This window comes from Maricaulis sp., from assembly GCF_039978735.1.
Lineage (GTDB): Bacteria > Pseudomonadota > Alphaproteobacteria > Caulobacterales > Maricaulaceae > Maricaulis.
Window position 1 is genome coordinate 12,505 of record NZ_JBDWAS010000038.1, and the last position, 23,346, is coordinate 35,850.

Below are 23,346 nucleotides of genomic sequence, written 5' to 3' on the forward strand. Positions count from 1 at the left end.
ACAACGCTCCCGCCCATGAGCCGGATAGAAAACGCCCACAATATCGCGGCGCTGCGCCGAGAGGCGCAGCGCCGCCTGCCCCGCATGGTCTTCGATTATATCGATGGCGGGGCCGACGACGAGTTCACCCTCGGCGCCAACAGCCGCCGCTTTGCCGACTACGAGCTCCTGTTCAAGTCGCTGGTCGACATCTCCGAGATCGACACGGCCACGACGGTAATGGGCGATGCCTGCGCGGCGCCGATCATCGTCACCCCGACTGCAGTGCAGCGCCTTTTCCATCCGCGCGAAGGCGAAGCGGCTGTCGCGCGGGCGGCGAAGAAGGCCGGCCTGATCCATTGCCTCTCCACCCTCGCTTCGACCACGATCGAGGACATCGCCCGCTTCAACGACGGGCCGAAATGGTTCCAGGTCTATGTCTGGAAGGATCGCGGCCTGGTGGAACAGGCCTTGGAGCGGGCGCGCAAGGCCGGCTTTACCGGCCTGATCCTTACCGTCGATGTACCCGTCGCCGGCAATCGCGAGCGCGATCTGGTCAACGCCTTTTCCGTACCGCCCGAGATCAACGCCAAGACCGTCAGCCAGGTGCTCGCCAGGCCGGGATATCTCTGGGATATCGCAACGACGTCGAAAATCTCCACGGCCAACTGGGTCGATCTGGAAACCCGCGATATGGGCATCGCCGAGTTTCTCGACACCCAGTTCGATCGCTCGGTGACCTGGAAGGATGCGGCCTGGATGAAGGAAGCCTGGGGCGGGCCGTTCGCGATCAAGGGGATCTGCCGGGCCGATGATGCCAGACGCTGCGTCGATGCCGGCGCCGACGCCGTGTGGATTTCCAATCATGGCGGGCGCCAGCTGGACACGGCGCCGGCAACCATCGACACGCTGGCCGATATCGTGGCGGCCGTCAGCGGCCAGGCCGAGGTCATTCTCGACGGCGGCATCCGGCGCGGCACCGATATCGTGAAGGCGCTGGCACTGGGCGCACGGGCGGTCGCTGTGGGGCGGCCCTATCTCTACGGTCTCGGTGCCGCGGGGGAAGCCGGTGTCACGCGCGCGCTGAATATTCTCACCAGCGCCCTGCGGCGCGACATGGCGCTGACCGGCGTCACGCGGCTGGACGAATTGACGCCGGACTTCGTGCGCAAGCCGCGCTAGAACGATCAAAAGACAAGAACATACTCGGTTGGAGGACGTCTCGATGTTTGCAGCGGAAAGCCTGGTGCGCACCCTGATCAATCAGGGCGTGGAGGTGTGTTTCACAAATCCCGGCACCTCGGAAATGCACATGGTCGCAGCCCTCGACCGGATCGAGGGCATGCGGTCGGTCCTGTGCCTCTTTGAAGGCGTGGCGACCGGCGCCGCCGACGGTTATGCCCGCATGGCCGGCAAGCCCGCCTGCACCCTGCTGCATCTCGGCCCCGGCGTCGGCAATGGCCTCGCCAACCTGCACAACGCCCAGCGCGGCCATGCGCCTGTGGTGAACATTGTCGGCGATCATGCCCGCCACCACCTCGAACTCGATGCCCCGCTGACCAGCGATGTCGAGGGCGTCTGCCGCCCCATGTCGCGCTGGGTCGGCACGGTGCGGCAACCGTCCGAAGTTTCAGCCATGGCCGTCGAAGCCGTGCGTCAGGCCTACGGTCCGTCGCGCGGGGTCGCCAGCCTGATCCTCCCCGCCGATTGCGCCTGGTCGGACGCCGAGCCGGATGTGCTGCCAGCCATCGAGCCGCCCGCAGCGACGCCGGTGCCTGCCGACACGATCGCTGACATCGCCGATGCCCTGAGAGCGGCCAAGGCGCCGGTCATCCTGCTGGGCAATGATGCCTGTCTGGATAGCGGGCTTGAAGCCGCCGGCCGGATCGCCGAGGCGACCGGCGCGAAACTCTTCATGGACACATTCGTGCCCCGGATCGCCCGGGGTCATGGACGGGTTTCCCCGAAACGGCTGGCCTATTTCGGCGAGCAGGCGCTTGAGGAACTGGCCGGCACCGACCTTCTGGTGATTGCCGGCTCCAAACCGCCGGTCGCCTTCTTCGCCTATCCCGACCAGCCGGGCGAACTGACACCTCCGGGCGCCAGAACTGTCACACTGGGCGACGCTTCCAGCGGCATTCAGGAAGCATTGGTGAGCCTTGCCGACCAGCTCGCGGCAACCGCACAACCGGAGCTGCCGCCGCAATCCGGTGCTCCCGATGTCGATCCGGCAGCGCCGCTCAATCCGGGCTATGTCGGGATTTCCCTCCTGCGCCACATGCCCGAAGACTCGGTCATCTGCGACGATGCGACGACGTCGGGCATGGGCGTTTTCCCCTGGATCGAGCACGGCCCGCGGCATGACTGGTTGTGCCTGACCGGCGGTGCCATCGGCTCGGGCATGCCGCAGGCTGTCGGTGCGGCGATGGCCTGTCCGGACCGCCAGGTGTTCGCCCTGTGCGGCGACGGTGCGGCGGCCTACACGCTGCAGGCGCTGTGGACCCAGGCGCGGGAGAAGCAGAACATCGTCAATGTCGTTTTCGCCAATCACTCCTATCTGGTCCTGAACGTCGAGCTGGCCCGGGTTGGCGCCGGCGAGCCGGGGCCGGCGGCACAGCAGATGCTGTCGCTCGACAATCCGAAAATGGACTGGGTGAAGCTGGCAGAAGGCTTTGGTGTTCCGGCCCGCCGGGCTGCGACCGCGGGTGAGTTCGACGACGCCCTGCAAGCCGCGCTCGCCGAAGGCGGACCGCAGTTGATCGTGGCGGAGATCTAGCGCTTCGGCGCGGCTGCGCCGGGCTTCTCCACCGCCTCGTCCGCTTCCGCCGCTGTCAGCAGGTGGGCGAGGACCGAGCGCAGCGTTCCCAGCTCGACCGGTTTGGGCAGGTAGGCGGCGAAACCATCGGCCTCGAATTCGCGGCGATGGTCCTCGGACGCCAGCGCCGTGACGGCGACAATGCTCGCCCGTCCGGACTTGCGTGTCTCGCGGATGCAGCGCATGGCGCTGACGCCGTCCATTTCGGGCATCTGGATGTCCATCAGCACAATGTCATAGGCCTCGGAGGTTGCCTTGTTGACGGCTTCCCGGCCGCTGGATGCGCATTCGATGACAAGCCCGTCGCCGCTGGCGACCTGCTGCACCATGGCGCGCAGCACCAGCTGGTTGGTCATCACATCATCGACCACGAGAATGCGGACCGGCTTGTCGAGATAGATCGGTTCGGCCGGCGCCGAGACGGCTTTCGGCACGGGCTGGCTGCCGGCAGAGAAAGGCAGGTCGACGGTGAAGGTCGCGCCGCGTCCCGGATCGCTCGCCACACCGATATCGCCGCCCATCTGGCGCACCAGGCGGCGGCAGATCGCCAGGCCCAGCCCGGTGCCGCCATATTGCCGGGTCGTCGAGGCGTCGACCTGGGTGAAGGCCTCGAAGATAAGATCGTGCTTGTCCCGCGGAATGCCGACCCCGGTATCGCGCACGCTGATCCGCACCGGGATCACCGCACCGTTCTCGCTGTCCGGTCGCGACAGGACGACCGTGATGCCGCCGCGATGCGTGAATTTAACGGCATTCGAGAGCAGATTGTTGACGACCTGGCGCACCCGCATGGCGTCGCCGCGGACGTTGAAACGCTCGCCGATACCGTCCTTGCTGAACACCAGATCGACACCCTTCGCGCCCGCCTGCAGGCGCCAGTGCTCGACCGTACTGCGCACCAGCGCGACCAGATCGAAATCACCCTCTTCCAGATCCAGCCCGCCGGCTTCGATCTTGGACAGGTCCAGCACGTCGTTGAGTAGTTCCAGCAGCGACTTGCCCGACGCATCGATGAGTTTCAGCGAATGCTTCTGTTCCTCGGACAGGCGCGCATCCTGCAGCATGACACTGGTCATGCCGAGCACGCCATTGAGCGGCGTGCGCACCTCGTGACTCATGTTCGCAATGAATTCCGACTTGGCCCGGTTCGCCTCGCGCGCCGTCGCCAGCGCGGCTTCCAGCTTGGCGTTGTACTCTTCCAGCGCCTGCTGCGCATCATGGGCTGCCGAGCGGAAACTCGTGCCGAACAGCACGATCCAGCCGCAGGAAAAGGCCGAAGCGGCGACGAGGATGTGCAGCATTTCGCCAGGACTGAAGGCCAGCAGGCTGCCGTCATTGCGACCGGCCTCCCACAGGACATAGCCGAAATAGGCGGCTACCGGCAGGGCCGCGACGAAAATCGCCTGGCGTCCCCAGGCGATATAGGCGCCGAGAATGATGCCGGGCAGATAGAGCGAAGCCGGCGGAAAGGACCCGCGATTGGCAAAGGCCGCAGCCCCGAGCGCGAGCGCGCACAGCCCCAGCATCATCGCGATGGTCAGGTTCGGCCGGCGCAGCCGCAAGCCGACACCGCCTACAATTGCGGCCAGGAAGGCCGTGCCGACGGCCAGCTGCGCCATGCCCGGGCGACCGTCGACGATCAGCGCCAGCATGGCGGCATTGACCAGCCCCATCAGGCAGAAAACGACCGTGAAGGCGGCGGCCACGCGGCAGCGCACCGCATGTTCCAGATCCAGGCGCGGATCGGCTCCGACCAGCCTGTCTATCCATTGCCAAGACATGCAAGCGCCTCCCTGCCGCCGTACTAGCCCGGCTGGCGTTAACAAGAGACATACAACCCGACGCTGGATCGCTCTGCGCGCGCACCCGGCCTCGACACAAGCCGCCGGGGCGCGGGAAGGTTCATATCCTATGAAGACCGGCTTAACGCCTCGGCAAGATTGTCCGCCGACGCTGTCGGACAGGTTTCAGGTATTCGACCTGCTCCGGGGACGCAAACCAGGGCATTGGAGGATGGATGTATACCGAGGACGGTTTCGAACTCCGCCCGATCGGCGACACCATGGAGATCTATGCATCGGGCGAACAGTTCCACGAAACCCGTCCGCCGGTGATTGCCGCCTTCCAGGCGCTGACATCCCGCATGCCCGTCACCAAAGTCCTCTGCGATGTCCGCCTCGCGACTTATGTCCTCGATCCAACCGAGCTGGAGATGCGGGCCCGCGCGACGGCGCGCGCGCTGGCCGGCTACCGGACGGCCCTGGTCTGCCTGGCGAACCAGCATGAACTGATGGAGCGGACCGCCAGCAATATCCGCAGTCAGGGCGGCACCGCCGAACTCTTCTCCGGCAAGGGCGCCGCGCGCGAATGGCTCGCTGGCAAGGATGGCTGCCGTAACGACGCGAAGGCCGCCACGACAGTCTAGACGAGTTCCGCTCCCGGAACGGCGGCAGTACCGACGCCACACATGAAAAAGGCGGGCTCCGAAAAGCCCGCCTTTCCCGTCAGCTCCCCCAAGACCCCTAGAAGGTCCAGTCGAAACCGATCCGGACAGACCGCGGCGACTGATAGTACCGCACGGCGCCATAGTTCGGATCCGGCGTACCCGCCGAGGTGTCGCCGTTCTCGTTGTAGTCGACACCCGCTTCCAGGCCGAGCACGTTGAAAACGTCCGCTCGCAGGATCAGGTCACCCCGATTGTCACCCATCGGCACAGCATAGCGTGCAGACAGATCCAGCCGGGTTTCCCAGTCGCTCTCGAACTCCGAGCTCCGGCGGGAGGCAACACCCTGGCAATACCAGGACGAGGCACCGTAGGCGGCCGAGGAGGCTTCTGTCGGGTGAAGACCGCGGCACCCGTACAGGCGCGGCGAGGTCACCGACAGATTACCACCGACCAGCAGATCGTCGAGGAGCTGGTAGCTGCCCCAAACCTTGAACTGGTGACGGCGGTGGTTCGGCAGATAGCCATAGGCGTTGTCGGTCAGACCCGGGTGATCGTACAGGATCGTCGTACCGGCATCGTCTTGGCCATTGTCGGACAGAACCGTGCCCTCGTAATTGCCGTAGGATGTGGACCAGACGTAGGAACCGCGCAGCCCCCACACGCCGTCGAACGCCCGCTCGAAGCTCAGCTCGAGCGCCGCATAGTCGCGTTCGGCGGTCGGCAGGTTGAGCTGTTCTTCCGTGAGGTGGATGATCGTGCGTTCGGACTGACCCGGCAGCGGATCGCGCGTGTAGACGTCGATCGCCTCGCCCGGATTCATGATGACGTACTGGTAGTCGCCGAACCAGATATCCTCACAACCGGCGATGCCGTTGTCCTGGCAATAGCGGATGATGGCGTCGTCGATGGCAACGTCTTCTGACACATCGCCCAGGGTCCGCCAGGTGGCACGGGCACCGATGGTCCAGTCGTCATTGAGGTCGTGATCGATACCGATCGAGAATTCGTCCTCATAGGTCGCCCGCAGGTCACGCGACGTCTTGGAGATCGCCGGCTCCTGAGAACCATTGCCATAGATGAGACAGGACGTCGTTCCCGCCGGCGAGATCGCGCCATCCGGACAAGCACTCGCGCCGAGCGCCGCGACACCGGAATTGTTGGTCGTGCGAACATCGCCGAGCACGAATTCACCCGTCGTGGTGTTGAGCGACAGGAGCTCGAAATACTCGCGCACGAAGAGGTCGGCCCCGCGGAAGCTCATATTGAGCGCTGGCGGGATGTAGTAGCGGCCATAGGAGCCATAGAGACGCGTTCCGCTGTCGCCGAAGACATCATAGTTGAAGCCGACCCGCGCACCCCAGTTATTGTCGAGATCGACCGGCACTTCACCGATCAGGTTCTCGAGCAGGAAGTGATCGTTACGCACACCGATCTGCAGGTTCAGGCGATCTGTCACATCCCAGGAGTCCTGAATGTAGAACGCCTGGTTTTCACCTTCCACCGAGCCCCCGAACCGGCCGACGGTCGAGCGGATGATTTCCGACCCTTCCGGCAGGCCATAGATACTGGCCGTACTCGCGGACACGGTATAGGCACGCCAGTCGGCGCCGCCCGTGCGGGCGAGCTCGTGCTCCATGGACAGGCGCTCGTTCTCATAGCCGATGCGCAGGTGGTGAGACCCCATGAAGTCGAAGAAGACATCACCGTCGATCCGGTAGAATTCCCGCCGGGTCTCGTTGAAGTCGTTATTGCCCGACGTCTGCGGGCCGACACGCACGGCGGTGCCGGAACGCTGGTCGACGACGTAGGGCGCATTCGGGTTCGATGCGAGTTCGGAGTGACGATCTTCGCTGACGCCATAGGCAGCCGAGATGGTGAAATTGTCGGTGAGGTTGCCGGTGTATTTGGCAACATAGCTCGGACCGCCATTCTCATAGACCGTGGTGCCGATGACATCCGTTCCCACCGTGTCGACACCGTCGAACGCGTAGGAGCTCATCGTCGTCTCCCGCGTCGTGTCAAAATAGGTGAGCTCGAAGTGATGGTTATCGGTCAGATACCCGTCCAGCTTCAGGCCGAAGAACGGATCGTCGGATTCGGTGACGTCGAAAGTCCCGTTGGCAATCGATGCATTCGAGTTGCTCGTGTCGCGGAACTGGTAGAGGCCGTAGAAGAACAGGCGATCGGGGATGATCGGGCCGCCCGCCTCCAGGATCAGATCCATCGCCTCGTTCTCGTCCAGCGAGTTGCGGGACAGATAGGTGTCCGGGCTGTCGGAACGCAGGGCGTCCGGCGACCAGTTGCCGTGAATGCCGAACTCGAACTCGTTCGTACCCGACTTGGTCACGGCATTGATGACGCCGCCGGTCGCGCGGCCGAACTCGGCCGGATAGCCGCCATTCTTCACTTCAACCGTCTGGTAGAAGTCGAACGGCACCGTTGCGCCACCCAGATAGGTGTCGAAATTGGTGATGTTCAGACCGTTGACGTAGAAAGCATTCTCGGCTGCCGAGGCGCCACCGACTGCCGTCGCGCCGGCTCCGCCGCCGCCGACACTGCGGAAGTCGTTGTCGCTGGCCACCACGGTCGGTGCGAACTGGATAATGGATTCGATGTTGCGGCCGACTGGCAGTGTTGCAACGAGGTCTTCCACATCGACATTCAGACCTGACGTGGTCTGCTGGAACTGCAGCTGCTGCACAGCCGTGCCCGTCACCACAATGGTTTCGGTGTCGCTCGCTTCGACGGCGTTGAAGGTGTAGTTCGACAGGCCGCCGACCCGGATCGCGACCGTGTCAGACATGTCGGCAAAGCCCGGCGCGCTGATCGTCACATCATAGCTGCCCTGCGGCAGCAGGGTGGCGCGGAAGGAACCATTGGCATCGGTCGACAAGTTACGGCTGAAGCCTTGCGCCTGCGAACGCAGCGTCACGCTGGCGCCCGAAACCGGATTGCCATTCGCGTCAACCACCGTGCCGACGATACCGCCGCTGGTGTAGTCCTGTGCGGTCGCGACAGTCGCGACGGCAGGAACAGCGACGGCGGCCCCCATCACGACAGCCAGCGCATAGGCAGTAGAGCCCAGACAGGCTCGCTTGAAACTCTTCATTATTATCCCCTCTTCATGCCCCGCCGGTTCGGTTTTCGGGCATCGAGGCCCGGGCGGGAGATGCGACGGATATCGCGAGGTCTGCGACGCGCGCAGCGGGGGATGCGACCGCGAATGCGATCCGGTCGATCACGGCTCCGTGTTTGCGATGAACGAATGAAAACCGCGACGAATGGCATCCGTAAGGTTCGCCGGGTCAAATAATCTCAGGACGTTATCCGCTTACCGGAGCGCCAGAGTGCCACAGAGCCTGTCCAACCCTGTCTTGAGGATCCGCATATTCGGGGTGATCCTCGTTGTCGTCCTCGGCCTGGCCCAGCTTCTGTCTCTGGTGGTGCTGCCCCTGCTGCTCGACGTCCACATCACCCGGGTCACCTATCTGAAAATCATTGCCAGCGTCTCGTTCGGCATTGTCGTGGAGCAGGCCTGTTTTACGGTGTTCGTGCGCCGCGGGCTGAAGAGCAAGCTGGCCTGGCTGGCCGCGGCCGCGGGCCTGCTGGCCTATGCCGGTTTCGACTCGATCGTGAGCTTCCTGACCAAGGAAACCGAACCGCTCACGCTCGAACTCGTCCTGCTCTATTTCAGCCTGAGCCTGACGGGCAACACGATCTGGACCTATGGCATCTGGCTGGGCGCCAGCCTGTTCATGCTGTCACAGCACCAGGTCGCCGAAGAACAGCAGAAGAATCTGATGCTGGAACGCGCCCACTTCGAGACGCGCCTGTCCTTCCTGGAAAGCCAGATCAATCCGCATTTCCTGTTCAATGCCCTGAACACGGTCGCGTCACTGATCGTGCTGGAGCGCGCGCCCGATGCGCGCAATGCCGTGATCCATCTCGGCCATCTCCTGCGCCGCAGCCTCAATGGCGAAGGCTCGCCGCTGGCGACTCTGGACGACGAGATAGAAGCCGCCCGTGCCTACCTGGCCATCGAGAAACTGCGCTTTGCCGATCGCCTGGATGTGGAGTGGAACATCGCGCCGGGGCTGGGCGGCATTCATCTGCCGCGCTTTTCGCTTCAGCCCCTCGTCGAGAATGTCGTCAAGCACGGCGTCGCCCACGCTCTCGCCCCCGTCAAAGCCCGCATCACCATCAATAGCGGTCCGTCCGGAATTGCGATTTCCGTCTGGAATGACGGGCTTCCGGACCGCCCGGCCGCGGCCGATCCGCAGCGGCGGCCGGGCGTCGGTCTTCGCAATCTCGAACAACGCCTGCATCTGCTGTTCGCCGGCGAGGCGTCACTGGAAACAGACCGGCCGGAACCGGGCGCATTCGAATGCCGCGTGACCCTGCCGCTCCCAGCCCTGAGGGAGGCCGCCGAATGAAAATCGCCATCATTGACGACGAACCGCTCGCCATCTCCAGCCTGCGCCGCATGATCGAGACCATCCCGGCAACCGCGATCGTGGGCAGTGCGCGGTCAGCCGCCTCGGCGATGCATCTGTGCGAAGCGCGCCAGCCCGATCTGGTACTCCTGGATATCGAAATGCCGCAGATGGACGGCATGACCTTCGCCCGCGAACTGAAGCAGGCCGGAAACCCGCTGATCATCTTCATTACCGCCTATGACAAGTTTGCCGTCGATGCCTTCGATGTTGAGGCCATCGATTACGTGCTCAAGCCGGTCGATCCCGCCCGGCTGCGCGGGGCCATCGAACGGGCCCGTTCGCGCCTGTCCCTGCGCCCGCTGATGCAGGCGGTGGAGAGCGCCGCGCTGCGGCTGCATTCCGCTGTGCCGCATCCGCCGGAAACGCCGGAGCAACCGGTCTACTGGGCCAATGTCGGCGGCCGCACGATCCGCATCCCGATCGCCGATATCCGCCATGTGGAGGCGTGCCGCGACTATGCCTTCATCCATACCGGCCGCGACCGTCACATGGTGCGAGAGACCATGGCCCGGCTGGAAACCGCGTTCGAAGGCACAGCCCTGCAACGCATCCACCGCTCGCACATCGTCAATCTGGACCGCATCCAGGCGGTCTCCCGCGATACCGGGCTGCGTCTCGTCACACTCGACAGCGGCGAGGAAATCCCCGTCGGCCGCCGCTTCTACAGCCGCCTCGTCGACGCGATCGACATCGCTGCGGGATAGGAACGGGTTCCGATCGCAGGGGCTAAGCGGACACACCGAACCCGCAGGGTTCGCAAGCGCGACCGCGCGCCGGGCGGTGCGATCTCCACATCACCCTGAAAAGCGGGGATGGTGTCTGGTCGGTGATGTGGAGTGCGTCGCGGATACGCCCTCCTGCGCCAAGGCTTCGGAGAGCATCTCTTCGCCCTGCGGGCTTCGGATGGCTTGCCATCCGAAGCCCGCAGGTGTGCGGCGACATTTGGATTGATTCTTACTCTTGAATAAAATCAATCGCTTGTAGAGTTTCACGCCAACAACACTGATTCATTGTGAGTCATGTGATTCAGCCTCGCCAATGCGACAGACACCGACGAGAGTGAACCTGCTTCACCCAACTAGTTAAATAACGTGCGACCTGCGAATGGCCGGGCCTCTCTAACCGTCTCCCCAAAAACCTCGACGGCATCTTCAAGCTTCCAAAGCTTGAACTTGTTCCGAATGACGAGACCCGGCTTGATCCCCGCCTTTCCCATCGTGATACTTACAGACCGCAGACCACGTCCGGTCGTATTCATGATTTCCTGGGTCGTGACGTGCGTATTGAAATAGGTCTGCAGGTCGGCCACGCTGACAAAAGAGCCGCGATCACGCACCTCGGTCTCGAGCACTTCAGCGTTGGCAACTCCCGTAAGGATCACGTCGATCCATGGCAGGAACCGCTCACAAGAATTGGCCGTGACAAAGCCCTTTGGGCGAAATGCCGCTGTTGGAAGGCTCTCCATCCACGACATCGCCTCATCAACATCGAACGTCAGGTCAGCCAACCCCTGCCGTCGACCGTCGCGCGCGAAGGTTTGGAAATCGCCGGCAAGCGCCGCATGGTAGAGGCAAGCCCAGAATTTTGGTGACAGGATACCTGCAAAGATCTCCGTAGCCCAACGGTTGTTGGCCGGGCGGGTAATGCGCATCCCGTTGATCTGGTCTTCGATCCGCCCGACATCCGCGCCAGCAATCCGGTCTTGACCGTTGCAGAGCATACGGACGCCCGGGTCGGTCTCGTAGCTAACGACGCCCTTGTCAGCCAAGGCATCGACAACCTGGACGCTTGTCTTCAACCGGATTGCCGCCTGACGCGGCGAGAGAGACTGCTTCCAAGCCGCCGCTACACGGGTCAACTCAGCCCGCTGATCCTCGGTGAGAAAGGGCGGGTTTCTTCTCCTAGCGGAATAGGCCCGCAGATCGGCCAGAAGCGGGTAAAGCGGCGTCAGAGGCGCCCCAACGTTGTTTGCGATCTCCACCAACTCATCGATCACACGACCCGCGACGACGTATTTGTCAGCTTCAACTACAACGTCCGGCCAAACGATCCTTTGCCGTGCACACATTCCCGACATGAACGTCCGCGAAAGTGTGTCGCCCGCTTTCGCCAGTTCCGGCCTGTTCGCGAAGGGCTCAAACAGCGTCCCGAAAGTTCGATGACGCACTGGAAACTTGGCACACTCCCAAAGGGCGTCCGCGCCACACGGCCAATTCGACAACACATCCCCTGCCCTTGCCAGCGCTTCTTCAGACAAGCCGGGGGACTGGATGGAATAGCGGGACACCTTCGCGCGCTCCTCGCGCATTTCCGCGTCGAGATGCTCAGCAATTTCGCAAGCAAAAACGAAAACGTCGCCAGGCTCTTCTTTGGCAAATGCCGGATCAAGCGCAGCCAGAGCATGCTGCCGGACTTCCCTGTGCGGCGCCACGAGATCAACGATCAATTGGGCCGAACGCGAGACCGGCGGAGGGTTGGATGTTCGATCGAATGTGAAGCCGCAGCTCGCGCACTGGTCGAGCCCCGTAACCTGGGTCCAGCCGAGGCGCTGTGAACACTGCGGACAGACATCGACGAGCGGCGCACCCGACACCGGACAAAAATCCAACTTTCTAAGAGACCATCGCGCATCCGCAACGATCTGGTTTGACGCCCAGACGGATGGCACACGCCGCGCATTGTATTCGATGCACCACCGCGGCAGTTGTGTTCCGTACCAATTCACGAGCCGGTGGTTGGCTCCGCCGCCCAGCGACCGGTGCATCCGAGCTTCAATATCGGCCACGTCACATCGCATGAGGTGGGCCAGCCCTTGAAGATCCAGCTTGTCACTGAACGCAACGTTCAATGGTTTACGGACACGCCCGGCCTGTTCGTGCTCGATAAGGGCAGTGACGCGATAGAGCCCGCTGTCAATCGCGGCTCTGGCAAGCCACGATAAAAGAGGCTCTCCAGCCTTCGGCGCAACGACGACAGACAGGCGCTGCGAGGGCACCACTTTGTTGGCGGACAAGGGCTCTTTGATCTCAATCCCCATAGCGCACCCTACCGAAACGGATTCGCCCGAGGGCTGGTGTGCTGAGCGATGACCTCAGCCGCAGCAGCAAGGTCTTCGACCGATAGTCCGCTATCGCGACGCTCGCTCATTTCGGCGAGCGCATGTCGGATCAACCGGCAGACCCGTCCCAGGAGACCGCCCGTCACCTCGTGAACGGCATATGCGATTTCCTTGTTCGCAACCGCTTCGGCATTGTTGATGATACCGCGTTGTTCAAGCGCGATCAGGTAATCGACAAGGAAGTCGAAGAAGAGCTTGCGCTCTGCTGCCTTGTCAGCCCGCAGCGGATTGAGCGACAGCTTCTTTTCAGCCCGCAGAGCCAGTTGCTCATTCATGGAGAACGGCGCCTCGGCAGCTTCACCGACGCCAGCCATGGCGACACTGCACGCACCACGCAACAGGATGGATTTGATCATTTCACCCACATCCGCGGCATATTCGTCGCGCGTGCCGCGTTTAAGATGGTGACACTCGTCGATGATCAACAATTCGGTTTGGAGGTTTCGTAGCGACTTGCAGACCCGATCGAGCAAGACACTTTCGGTGCCCGAGCTTGGCGCTGTGAAGAAGCCGAAATCCTCAATCCGCAGCAAGATGTCCTGAAGCAACCCTTTACGGGTGATCCTGGACGGGATCGACAGGTGAATGACCGGAACGATCCCGACCTCAAGCTTGCTCTCGATATTGCGCTCACGCTGGAACTCGCGGCAGATCGTCGTCTTTCCGGACTGCGAGGGACCATTGATCAACATGCAGCTTCCCTCGGCGAACCGGCCCGAGCGACTTTGCTCGCACATCCGTCCCAGTCGATCGTGGGCCTGCCGCATGAGCGGATGGGCAATCACGATTTCGCTGGCACGGGCCTGAAGTTCGCTGGTCTGTTCCATGTCCATCTAGTCGTCGTTGCCGCGGGACCGTCGCTGCTGGAACAGGTCCGCGATGTCATCACGTTCAGGCTCGGATAGGTTTACCTTGGCTCTCTCAGCCCAGCCGGATTTTTTGCTTGGCGTCGACCGGCCGGTCCGGCCGGCGTCCTCTGCATGAGTACCCAACTCGTTTTCGGACAGGGTCACACACCCAGCTGCTTCGGGTGGCGAAATGGGCGCCAGTCGAGGCGTCGTGTTTCCGGCACGGTCATCGGTCCTGGCTTGGTCGCTAGGGCGTTTCTCCCCCGCTCCACGCAATCGATGCGACTTCGTGCGGTAGGAAAGTCTCTTGTCCCGACGCATCTCTTCAAGCCTCTCAAGTCGTGCCACCGCAGCCCTTTGGAGTTCCTTCTCTCCAATTTCGTCACCTGCTTCAGCACGCGCTTGCTTGCGCAGTTCGTCCAGCAAATATTTGCCGATACCATCCGGATACCCATCTTCAACGCGAGGGATCTCAACGAACCTCGACGTCACTGTGTTGAGAACGAAGATCCGACTTAGATCATCGGGCAAATAGCGCACCTTGACCGGCACGGACCGTTCACCGGCGCGCCCAGGCGCACGCGGCAAGAGGTCGCCCAGCAGTGCATTCACGCTTGAGCCGTTGAAGCGCAGACTGAGAAGCTCGATACCTTTGACGCTGAGATGACGGTCTACCTCCACGCCAAGCGAGGCCTCATATTGGTCAAGACACGGTGGGATAAAGGGCGGTGTTGTTCGGCTGGCTTCGATCCACAGCGATCGCGGAGATCTGCCCAAGGCGCTGTGAACACGGTTGTGGTATTCCAGCGCAATAAATTGCGCCAACTCGGCTCTCAACTGACCGATGTCCAATCGCGCGAGCTTTTCGGGATCGATATCACGCTTGTTCCGCTCTTGAGGCGTAAACGGCTTTCCACCTGGCAGGCCGTGGAAGGGCCCCTCATTGAGAGTCTTGAAGAAGCGCTCGACCTGCCCCTTCGCTTGCGGCCTGCGTACAGGTGCAAAGACAAGGTCGATGCCGTTCAGCTCACAGCTCGCAGGAAACGAGCGGCCGACATTCTCCAGCGCATTGTCGACGATGATCTGACGCGGCAAGCCGATGGGAGCAAACGCGGGAACCTCAGCGGTGGACGATAATTCCAACTCAGCAGGCCAACCTCGCCCAAACTGACGCATCAGTGCCGTCAGGGTCTCAAGGCTCGGCGGGGTAAAGGTCAGCTCCCACGCACAGATTGCTCGCGTGTGAACGTCCATGGCTACGGCGAGCCAAGGGCATCCTGCGGAAAGCCCCGTTTCCAGGTCGATCGTCATGACATCGACCCGGGTATGGTCGATCATCACCAGTTCACCTGGCCGCTCGGCAGTTATGGGTTGTCCAACAGGCTGAAATCGCGATTGGGCAAAGCGCTTCCCATAGAGGCGCGCTGTGGTGCCCTCATCGAGACGCACTTTGAAGCGCCGGTAGAATTCGCGCAGTGAAATCGGGCGCGCGACATCAACGCCATAGCCACGCCGCTCTGCATTCTTTTCATCCAGCCGCGTGCAGTAAAGAGCGTATGCATCCTTGATATTCATCGCGCACTTCTCAGAAACGCTTCAAAGCTGTCTTCGAAAATCTCCTGGGCGTATTCCGGTTCTCGCGAACAGCGGGGTCCTCGCGGATACCGGCCTCGCATTTGTCCTGGCCATCGACGCCCTGGCTCCCCGCGGCCATTAACCCAGCGGCGCACGGAACCAGGCGACGGTTTATGATGGGGAAAATCCGCAGTCGGATAGACCTCGTCGATGAAGCGCGCGAGCTGGGCCGTGCTCTTTGACGGCTGAAGGCGGTCAAACTGTTCGACGTAGAACAGCCGCCGCCGCGCCGCATCGTCCAGCTGATCACCCGTTTGTGCGTAGAAATCTTGTGGCACGGAGTTCCGGGCGCGAACGCGAAGGCGCTTGACCTGGAACAACTCGGTCATCTCAGCTGGCGAGAACTGTACACAGCGGCGTGTCAGGACACTTTCCAGGCGCATCCACTCGATCTCATCCGTACGCCCGGGCACACAGTTGATAAGGTCGACCCGATGCAACTCGTCATCCAGATCGAGCAATTCGCCGGCCTTCAGAAACGACCAGCTAAACACCTGTGACCTCCCGGCAGATCGGTTCGATCAGGGTCGCCTCGCAGAAGTCTGAACAGATGGTCGTTGCAACCCGGCGCCTGACCAACCAGCCTGAAAGCTTGGCAAAAGCGGTTGGCTCGTCACCATAGGCCTCACACAGTGCTCCGAACGGAAAGCCGCTGGTAAACCCGCTCGTCAAACCGTCCAGAATGGCGTGATCACTGGGCTCCAGCACAGTACGCCTGTGATGAAGAACGCGCGCAACGAAGTCCGCACCGGAAGAGCGCACAAGCTCGCTTGCAAACTCCACCTTGAACCCAACATCGACTGCGTGAAGCAGGCCTCGAACAAGGCCCAGCTTCTCCACCATCTCAGGCTTCCAAAGAGCCTGGCGGTCCGACTTGACCTCCACGCACTCAAGTTCGCCGTTGCTGTTCAGATCCAGCCTGTCAGGCGTGTAGGAAATCTGACGATGCCCGTTGTACCAGGAGAGGCGGAAGGGTTGCGCCCTGAAGTCGATGCGATGCGGATCGACTTCGGCACGCTCGAGCCCGATCCGTTCGGCTCCCGATTCCCAAGGCAGTGACCTCCCAGCCTTGATGCTTGCGAAGTTACCGACATAACGCGCCCGCCGCCCGTGTGACTTGAGGCGCACCGGTTTGAAGTCGGGCTCATAGCGAACACGCACATTGGAAAGGCCGCAGAGGCGGTCCGCATTGAGTCGAGCAATCTTGTCTGACCAGATCAACATGAGCGTCGATTAGCAACGAATTAAATTTAGATCAATACTAATTTTGCCGTAATTACTATTGTCAAAAATTTTGACATGATTGACATAAATATTGACACCAAGAGTCCGATTTATTTATTTGATTTGCTGCCATCTATAGCATATATCAGCCAAAAGTACGGAGCACACCATGTCCCTTGATCTGACCGCGCTGGCTGCAGAAACCGAGATCCCCCTGACAAGGCTCAAAGCGTGGAATCGAAATAGTTCGGCCATTCTCAGCATCGAAGAACGTTACCGCGTCGCCGTTGTCACAGGCATGCCCCTCGCATCCATGCTGACCAGCACAGAACGGCGACGCGCATTCTCAGAGGGCGCCCTATGCGCTTGCGAGGCGTCATCCGTTGGAGGCCGCGCACTCCTCTTCACGGGCGGACACACGATTGAGGCATTCTGCACCCCAGAACTGCACGAAGCTATTTCGGGACTTGCACTCGCACCGCGGGAAAATCCGCCCACTTTTCATGACCAGTTCGTACGCCTGGATTGCGCTTCAGGCATCACGCACATCGTCTCAACAGGCAAGATACGGCGCATTGAAATCAGCGACGAGAACGAGCTCCAACGCAGCCATGCCTTCCACCCCGAGTTTCAGCTGGCCATTTCCGGCGCGTTCTCAGGCCTCGCGGCCGACTCCAACTTTACGGAGAGCATTTGCTCTGCCCGCACCCGGCGGGTCGCAAGCTTGCAGTCGCTGATCGAGGACGATCTCGCGTGCCTTCATTTTAGCAACGGCGACACCCAGAGATTTCCCATTGACAGCGACGAACGCGGCTGTCTTTGCAAAGTCATTCGCGAAGTATTTTCAGAAACCTTCGGCCTAACCTACAACTTCTTTCCGATCGCGCTCGAGGATGCAGACGAACAAACATTTTTCCGGGCCGAAGACATCGATTTCGTCTCTGTTCCCACAGAGCACCTCGCCCGACATATTTGAGGGCCAATGTGGCCTGCCGAGACGCACGCGTTGAAACGCGTATTAGGTTGAAAAATTGAGCACCTGCTCGGATGGGTAGCGTCAGCTGGCCCCACGCGAGGCCACCGCTTGTGGGTGGGAAACCCCACCACAGGAGTCCGAAAACCACCCACAAGCTGCGCCACCTGGCACCCCGTCCGAGCAGGCGCTAAGTGATCGATGCTGAAAGTCGGCCTTTGTTGGTCTCTATCCTTTCAACATCGGCGAATGGGGGCCAGCGATCTGCCCGGCCACCACCGCTTCAGTAACGCTTTTATAAGCCATGTCTGATTTTCTTTCAATGTGAAAATTGGAAGAACTTTGATATTTTTCTTGGCTATGGTGAATAACGGGAGTGATCACAAGATGCGGTATCTCTACGGCACAAACGCAACGCTACACTCTCCTGCGCAGATCGAACGAATGACAGGTCTAAGCAGCCAGACACAATTCAACTGGCGCACGCGCGGCCTGCTTCGACGGGGAAAAGGGCCCAAGGCCCACCTCAACACCTGGGAAGTCGGCGCACTTGCCGTACGCAGCTGGGCCACAAAATTGGGCTTCCCAGCCAGCAAGAACGAAGCATTGGGGGAAGATGCCAAGGCGTCTGTCATCTACTTCGCGCTGATGCACGGCGCGGAAACACTCGAAACCGATCTTAAACGCGCCGCGCACAGGCAGTTTCAAAAGAACTTTCTCACCGACGACACGATCGCGCGCGATCTGGCAGGCTTGAGGCCCAGAGAAGCCCCGATCTACGCAATTGGCTGGATTGATGACGAGTCCCCTCGCCTGCTTCGCCACCAGGATGACGAATGTGATTTCGAGGACGCCATTGCGATCAGAAAGATCAATCTGGCTGAACTGGGAGACAGGCTGGCCAGGGAGGCCTCTGGGGTGCTGTTCCGGCTCAGATTCGAGAAGCCCTGAAAGCTCCAGGACGGCAGAGACCCTCGCCACACGACGCGATCCTTGGAACGGCCCCTTGCCAGAAAGCCGACACAGAACGAGACAACGACGCGCCAAATACCCCGAGATTTTTCTTGCAATTTTAGATACTTGCTGTATAAAGGGCGCAATTGGCGGCGGTGCCGCCTTTCCCCCAACATTTCAGAAATAAGGATATCTCCCATGGAGATCTCGCATCTCGTCATGTGTGACGAGCACGTCATGCTGTCGGCGTTCAGCCTGGCCGGCAATATCGATCTCGATACGCGTGGGCACGCAGAGTGGCGGATGGGTGCGGCCGTGTCGTACGGCAACGCCTTTCCGGTCGTCATCAACAAGAGCGGACAGCTCCAAAAACTCCTGCTTCCGGTCGGCATTGAAGCATCCAACCCGCCAGCGGCTCCTGACCCTACCGCGGACTGGTTTCCAGAACAGCGCGCCCTTGTTCCGATGATCCGTTATCGCGCACGCCTCACATCGCCGTCAGGCATCGCGCAGTACAAGTCGATGGCCGCCCGCAGGGAAAACGAGATCTTCTTTGCCGCGGCGCACTGGTACACGACGAGTGATCCTCGCAGGCCCGGCGCTGTAAGGCCGGCCTTCATCGCGGCGGTTGGTGATCGCGTGGAGTGGGCGACGTCGGAGCTGTTCGTCCTCACCGCTGATAATGCGAGGGCTTGGCTCTACCCGGACGAAGGCATGGCGCCGGCGAAAGCGAACGAGGACTTGTTCAGCTCCGACTTCCGGCGCGAACTGGTGAGCCACTAACTGCGGGCCCATGGACCGCTTCAAGGCGTGGTCCGCTCATGGCTCTCCTGGATATTGAGCCAGAACCGCACTGTCGTGCCCAGGCCCTCGGCCAAACGGTGCGCCAGAGCTTCCGTCAGCCGTCCACCTTCCAGCAATGCTATGACATCCGGAACTGGCGCGCCGATCCGCCGCGCCAGTTCCGCCTCGTCCCAGCCGAGTTCGGCCAGAAACTCTTCGCGCAGGATTTCACCAACACTGGAGCGGATTCTCACGCGTTCATCCATGACTTTCACTCCGACGACGAAATTGCCGCATCTCTTCGGAATGTATCATGGGAATCCGAAAATATCTCTTAAAAACAGATGGTTCCATTCGTCACCAGATCGGTGACGAATGCAATGCCGGCACTCTTCACGAATGACAGGAAACGCGGCTTCTATCGTACCCGCATCTTGCAAAACTGTTCTTTGAGCGATTGCCTCCTGGCGCAGATCGGCCCCCATAATCGAAACTAGGGGCAGGCTCACTCTTCGCCCAACCCCAGCCTTGCCGCGTGCCAGGATGCTTCCGCGCGCGAGGAAATGCCGAGCTTGCGGTAAACGCTCTTGATGTACCCCGCCACAGTGTTTTCCGAGATTTGCAACGTGGACGCGACTTTGCCGTTGCGAAGACCGCGTCCGACTAGGGCGAGCACTTCGCGTTCGCGCCCTGTGAGGTCGTCATCTTGAGCGGCCGGACCGGTTCTACGAAAATGTTCCATGATCCGGTGCGCAACCGACGGCGAAAGCGCTGGGATCGGTGGTGTCAGACAAAACCGGACTGGTCTCGAAAGGCCGCGTTTGACCCCAACTCTGGCCGCGAGTTGACGCCATTTGGCTAGGGCCAGGGTGCGGTTTTCCTTGAATTCTTCGCGGCGGCAAAATTGCGCTCGAGGTTGAAGTGGTTGTGGATGGACGATTGGATGGCTGCGAACTTCTGAAGACTTCGCATCGACCTGAACCGCGTCATGACTTTTTCTCGTCGGCGCAACGGCTGATGCGAGTTTTCGGCTCTATTATTTCGCCACCTCCCTGTATCTTGGCGGCCAGCAATTCCGAGTTTACGAAACGCGGCTTTGCAGGACGGAAGCTTGTCGGTAACGACCCGGTCCGGCGCCCCATATCGCTTCATCGCTTTGCGCAGAAACTTCAATGCTGACTTACGATCTCGACGCTTCGTAACGAACGCTTGGAGCACTTCGCCCTCATGATCGACGGCGCGCCAAAGATAGTGAAGCTATCCGTTGATCCGGACGAAAACCTCATCCAAATGCCATGCCCAATTCGAGTAACGCTTGTTCTCCATGCGGCGCTTCCGGATCGACTTCGCGAACAGCAGCCCAAACCGGTTCCACCAAAACCGAACTGTCTCATGCGTGATGTCGATGCCGCGTTCGTGGAGCAGGTCCTCCACGTTCCGGAGCGAGAGCGGGAAGCGGACATACATCATCACAGCAAGGCGGATGATTTCGGGCGAAGTCTTGAAGTACCGGAACGGATTACGCATCGGAGAACGCTACGAGTTCACGCCAACGCGCTCAAACGCATTTTCCTCTGACAGCGCCAGACCGTATCGTGGCCGCTTTTAGCGACGCCCGGCCAGAGGAAGAATATCCGTTGCGTCTCCGGGGGCGGATGCCGGCGCCTCCGCCGGCCGGCGAATGAGACAATTGGCCCGCGCCAGTGCCGAAAGGGCCGACGAGTCCTGATTGTCCAGCGGGGTCACAACGCCCTGATCGTCGCACCAGCCCCGCAGGAAGCCTTCCCGATAGTCATTGGCGACAAGTGCGCAACCCAGCCGCGCCCGGTCGTAGACCGGCGGGTGACTGCAGCCCTCCAGCCGCCACACTGCTGGTTGCAGCAGGAGCTGGGCGATTACCAGGGCCGAAACCGGATTTCCGGGCAATCCCAGATAGGGCACGCCACCGAGGCGTCCGAACCAGGTGGGCTTTCCCGGCTTTACAGCGATCTTCTCGAAGTACAACTCACCGCCATCGCGGGCGAAGACCTGTCTGAGATGATCGTGGTCGCCGACGGACGCCCCGCCGATCGTTACCACGAGGTCCAGACCGGCGCCTGCAGCCAGCCGGGACTTCACATCATCGACATTGTCCCGGGCTATTCCAAGGTAGACAGGCTCGGCACCCCAGGCCCGCACGGTCTCGATCACGCCCTTGGACACCGAGTTCACGATCTGGGACGGCCCGGCCGGCTCGCCCGGCTCCACCAGTTCGTCGCCCGTGGCCAGAACACCAATTTTCGGATGCCGGTGAACGGTCAGGGCTGTTAGTCCGGCACTGGCAGCCAGAGCGACCGCTTCAGGTGCTGCCCGCGCGCCTTCGGGCAACAGGATGTCCCCCTTGGAAAAGTCGACGCCTGCTCGGCGAACATTGGACATCGGACGAGCCGTATCGTCCAGGATAACGTCATCCCCGTCCCGAACGGAACGCTCCTGGATCACGACCTGGTCGGTGCCTTCGGGGAGAGGGGCTCCGGTGGAAATCCGGACCGCCATACCGGGCTCGACCGTTCCGGAAAACGCATGCCCAGCAGCGGATTCCCCTCCCAGGCGGAGCCGGACAGGCACATTGCCTAAATCCATCGACCGGACCGCATACCCGTCCATGGCGGATGCAGGGAAAGGCGGTTGTGTGCATTGCGCAACCATCGGTTCGGCCAGGATGCGGCCGGAAGCGTCGGACAGCGCAAGCGGGACGCTTCCAGTAGGTTGAAGAATTTCGACGATGTGTCGTCGCGCCTCGTCCAGAGAAATCATTGATAACACCTCTTGCTCTGCTCGCGGCACGCCACCCAGCTTCATTGCTCTGTCAGCCGTGGAATGAGTTCGACGAGATTGCAGGGTCCGTGCGCCCGGTCGAACTCGATCCGGAGCACCGCATTCCAGGCGTCACGGCAACCACCGCTCGACCCCGGAATGGCAAAGAGATAGGTGCCGCCGGCTATGCCGGCCGTTGCGCGGGACTGGATGGTCGAAACGCCAACCGAAGCGAAACTCACCTGATGGAAGACGGCGGCGAACCCGTCCATTTCCTTTTCGTATACACCGCGAAAGGCTTCCGGTGTCACGTCACGCCCTGTCAGTCCGGTTCCGCCGGTTGCAATTATGGCGTGGATCTGCGGATGATCGATCCACTTGCGCAAACAGGCCCGGATCCCATCCACCTCATCCGGGATGATGGTATGATCGACGACGCAATGACCATCCGCCGCAATCGCCTCGCGTAGCCAGGGTCCGGTCTTGTCAGTCTTGCTATCCCGTGTGTCCGAGACAGTCATTACAGCGAATCCCACTTGGGAAGGCACTTCGGACATGCGCTTATTCCTTGTTTTCCAACCAGTAAGAGGCCGCGCCGTGGTCCTCGGGACGTGGTTCTATCCAGCGCTCGCCTTCGACCGTGTGCTCCTTCTTCCAGAAAGGCGCCTGGGTCTTCAGTACGTCGATCATGAACTCCACGGCCTCAAGCGCTGCGCGTCGATGCGGCGCTGCCGTCCCGACAAATACGATCGGTTCACCGACACTCATCAGGCCGACCCGGTGCACGACAATCGCGCGTGACAGGGGCCAGCGGCTCGCCGCGTCTTGGGCCAACCGCGTCAGCATATTCTCGGTGACGCCGGGATAGTGTTCGAGTTCCAGCCCGGTCAGCCCCTCTCCTGCGCGAACTTGCCCCAGGAAACTGGCGACAGCGCCGCTGTCGGGATCGCATTCCGCCAGCCCTTCCAGAAGCGTGGCGAGCTGAAGCGGCGCTTCGGATATCCGGACCTCACAACGCACCATGTCAGCCACCGGAAAACGGCGGGCAGAACGCGACTTCGTCATGGTCGCACAGTAGTGCGGCTCGGTCGGCCACTGCACCATTCAGGATGACCCGGACCGTCGGCTGCATGAGAGCATCACCCAGCGCGCCACGTTGGGACACCTGCGCCGCCAGAGCATCGATGGTGGGAGGCTCCGGCAGGTCCTCGACGTCCAGGCTCGTGCAGCCGGCCTTGTCCCTGAGTGCAGCAAAAAAGCGGACAGTTACTGCCATTCA

The 23,346-nt window shown here is 61.4% G+C and carries 20 protein-coding genes and 2 pseudogenes; 8 read left to right on the top strand and 14 right to left on the bottom strand.

All coding sequences use genetic code 11. The features are described 5' to 3' along the window. Positions 1-15: 15 nt before the first annotated feature. The gene (locus tag ABJO18_RS10315) at positions 16-1,161 is read left to right on the top strand and encodes an alpha-hydroxy acid oxidase (RefSeq protein ID WP_348507901.1); all 1,146 of its coding nucleotides are present in this window, start codon (positions 16-18) and stop codon (positions 1,159-1,161) included. A gap of 43 nt (positions 1,162-1,204) precedes the next feature. After that, complete coding sequence (locus tag ABJO18_RS10320) at positions 1,205-2,755, top strand: acetolactate synthase large subunit (protein ID WP_348515871.1); 1,551 nt, start codon at positions 1,205-1,207, stop codon at positions 2,753-2,755. On the opposite strand, the gene ABJO18_RS10325 is transcribed toward ABJO18_RS10320, so the two are convergent. After that, the gene (locus ABJO18_RS10325) at positions 2,752-4,575 is read right to left on the bottom strand and encodes an ATP-binding protein (protein WP_348507903.1); all 1,824 of its coding nucleotides are present in this window, start codon (positions 4,573-4,575) and stop codon (positions 2,752-2,754) included. The two genes, ABJO18_RS10320 and ABJO18_RS10325, sit on opposite strands and share 4 nt — an antisense overlap. 236 nt (positions 4,576-4,811) lie before the next feature. Here ABJO18_RS10325 and ABJO18_RS10330 point away from each other — a divergent pair, with 236 nt between their 5' ends. After that, entirely contained in the window at positions 4,812-5,219 is a 408-nt protein-coding gene (locus ABJO18_RS10330) for a hypothetical protein (RefSeq protein ID WP_348507904.1), read from the top strand. Between the two features lie 97 nt (positions 5,220-5,316). On the opposite strand, the gene ABJO18_RS10335 is transcribed toward ABJO18_RS10330, so the two are convergent. Then, a complete protein-coding gene (locus ABJO18_RS10335) occupies positions 5,317-8,349 on the bottom strand; it encodes a TonB-dependent receptor (RefSeq protein WP_348507905.1) in 3,033 nt (1,010 codons plus the stop codon). 286 nt (positions 8,350-8,635) lie between these two features. Here ABJO18_RS10335 and ABJO18_RS10340 point away from each other — a divergent pair, with 286 nt between their 5' ends. Both ABJO18_RS10340 and ABJO18_RS10345 read left to right on the top strand, forming a co-directional pair. Continuing rightward, positions 8,636-9,673: a histidine kinase gene (locus ABJO18_RS10340; protein ID WP_348507906.1), complete on the top strand. Its 1,038-nt coding sequence runs from the start codon at positions 8,636-8,638 to the stop codon at positions 9,671-9,673. Further along, positions 9,670-10,440, top strand: a complete 771-nt coding sequence (locus tag ABJO18_RS10345) for a LytTR family DNA-binding domain-containing protein (protein ID WP_348507907.1) — start codon at positions 9,670-9,672, stop codon at positions 10,438-10,440. The genes ABJO18_RS10340 and ABJO18_RS10345 overlap by 4 nt, the downstream gene beginning before the upstream one ends. A 374-nt stretch (positions 10,441-10,814) precedes the next feature. Here the strand turns inward: ABJO18_RS10345 and ABJO18_RS10350 are convergent, their stop codons facing one another. The 5 genes from ABJO18_RS10350 to ABJO18_RS10370 are packed head-to-tail and all read right to left on the bottom strand — an operon-like array spanning position 10,815 to position 16,561. Then, positions 10,815-12,773, bottom strand: a complete 1,959-nt coding sequence (locus ABJO18_RS10350) for a hypothetical protein (RefSeq protein ID WP_348507908.1) — start codon at positions 12,771-12,773, stop codon at positions 10,815-10,817. An 8-nt stretch (positions 12,774-12,781) separates the two neighbouring features. Continuing rightward, on the bottom strand, positions 12,782-13,681 hold the full coding sequence (locus tag ABJO18_RS10355) for a TniB family NTP-binding protein (protein ID WP_348515872.1): 900 nt from the start codon (positions 13,679-13,681) through the stop codon (positions 12,782-12,784). 6 nt (positions 13,682-13,687) lie between these two features. Then, positions 13,688-15,277 (bottom strand): hypothetical protein, encoded by a 1,590-nt coding sequence (locus ABJO18_RS10360; protein WP_348507910.1) that lies wholly within the window; start codon positions 15,275-15,277, stop codon positions 13,688-13,690. Then, the gene (locus tag ABJO18_RS10365; protein ID WP_348507911.1) at positions 15,274-15,831 is read right to left on the bottom strand and encodes a hypothetical protein; all 558 of its coding nucleotides are present in this window, start codon (positions 15,829-15,831) and stop codon (positions 15,274-15,276) included. Before ABJO18_RS10365 ends, ABJO18_RS10360 begins: the two co-directional genes overlap by 4 nt. Next, entirely contained in the window at positions 15,824-16,561 is a 738-nt protein-coding gene (locus ABJO18_RS10370; protein WP_348507912.1) for a hypothetical protein, read from the bottom strand. The genes ABJO18_RS10365 and ABJO18_RS10370 overlap by 8 nt, the downstream gene beginning before the upstream one ends. Positions 16,562-16,730: 169 nt before the next feature. Here ABJO18_RS10370 and ABJO18_RS10375 point away from each other — a divergent pair, with 169 nt between their 5' ends. The 3 genes from ABJO18_RS10375 to ABJO18_RS10385 all read left to right on the top strand — a co-directional run bounded on the left by ABJO18_RS10375 (position 16,731) and on the right by ABJO18_RS10385 (position 19,271). Further along, positions 16,731-17,537 carry a hypothetical protein gene (locus ABJO18_RS10375; RefSeq protein WP_348507913.1) on the top strand — a complete coding sequence of 269 codons (807 nt, stop codon included), beginning with the start codon at positions 16,731-16,733 and terminating at the stop codon, positions 17,535-17,537. 384 nt (positions 17,538-17,921) lie between these two features. Then, entirely contained in the window at positions 17,922-18,485 is a 564-nt protein-coding gene (locus tag ABJO18_RS10380; protein WP_348507914.1) for a hypothetical protein, read from the top strand. Positions 18,486-18,686: 201 nt separating this feature from the next. Then, positions 18,687-19,271 carry a hypothetical protein gene (locus tag ABJO18_RS10385; RefSeq protein WP_348507915.1) on the top strand — a complete coding sequence of 195 codons (585 nt, stop codon included), beginning with the start codon at positions 18,687-18,689 and terminating at the stop codon, positions 19,269-19,271. Positions 19,272-19,291: 20 nt separating this feature from the next. On the opposite strand, the gene ABJO18_RS10390 is transcribed toward ABJO18_RS10385, so the two are convergent. From ABJO18_RS10390 to ABJO18_RS10420, 7 genes and pseudogenes are all read right to left on the bottom strand, one after another. Then, positions 19,292-19,537 (bottom strand): HigA family addiction module antitoxin, encoded by a 246-nt coding sequence (locus ABJO18_RS10390; protein ID WP_348507916.1) that lies wholly within the window; start codon positions 19,535-19,537, stop codon positions 19,292-19,294. Between the two features lie 239 nt (positions 19,538-19,776). Beyond that, positions 19,777-20,049, bottom strand: a pseudogene (locus ABJO18_RS10395) (LuxR C-terminal-related transcriptional regulator); the annotation flags it as partial. 57 nt (positions 20,050-20,106) lie between these two features. Then, positions 20,107-20,798: pseudogene (locus tag ABJO18_RS10400) on the bottom strand (IS6 family transposase); the annotation flags it as partial. Positions 20,799-20,876: 78 nt separating this feature from the next. Beyond that, complete coding sequence (gene glp, locus ABJO18_RS10405) at positions 20,877-22,112, bottom strand: gephyrin-like molybdotransferase Glp (RefSeq protein WP_348515873.1); 1,236 nt, start codon at positions 22,110-22,112, stop codon at positions 20,877-20,879. Beyond that, positions 22,109-22,624: a molybdenum cofactor synthesis domain-containing protein gene (locus ABJO18_RS10410; RefSeq protein ID WP_348515874.1), complete on the bottom strand. Its 516-nt coding sequence runs from the start codon at positions 22,622-22,624 to the stop codon at positions 22,109-22,111. Before ABJO18_RS10410 ends, glp begins: the two co-directional genes overlap by 4 nt. Positions 22,625-22,628: 4 nt before the next feature. After that, positions 22,629-23,090: a molybdenum cofactor biosynthesis protein MoaE gene (locus tag ABJO18_RS10415; RefSeq protein WP_348335790.1), complete on the bottom strand. Its 462-nt coding sequence runs from the start codon at positions 23,088-23,090 to the stop codon at positions 22,629-22,631. A gap of 1 nt (position 23,091) precedes the next feature. Next, positions 23,092-23,343, bottom strand: coding sequence for a MoaD/ThiS family protein (locus ABJO18_RS10420; RefSeq protein WP_348335791.1), 252 nt, complete (start codon positions 23,341-23,343; stop codon positions 23,092-23,094). Positions 23,344-23,346 lie beyond the last annotated feature (3 nt).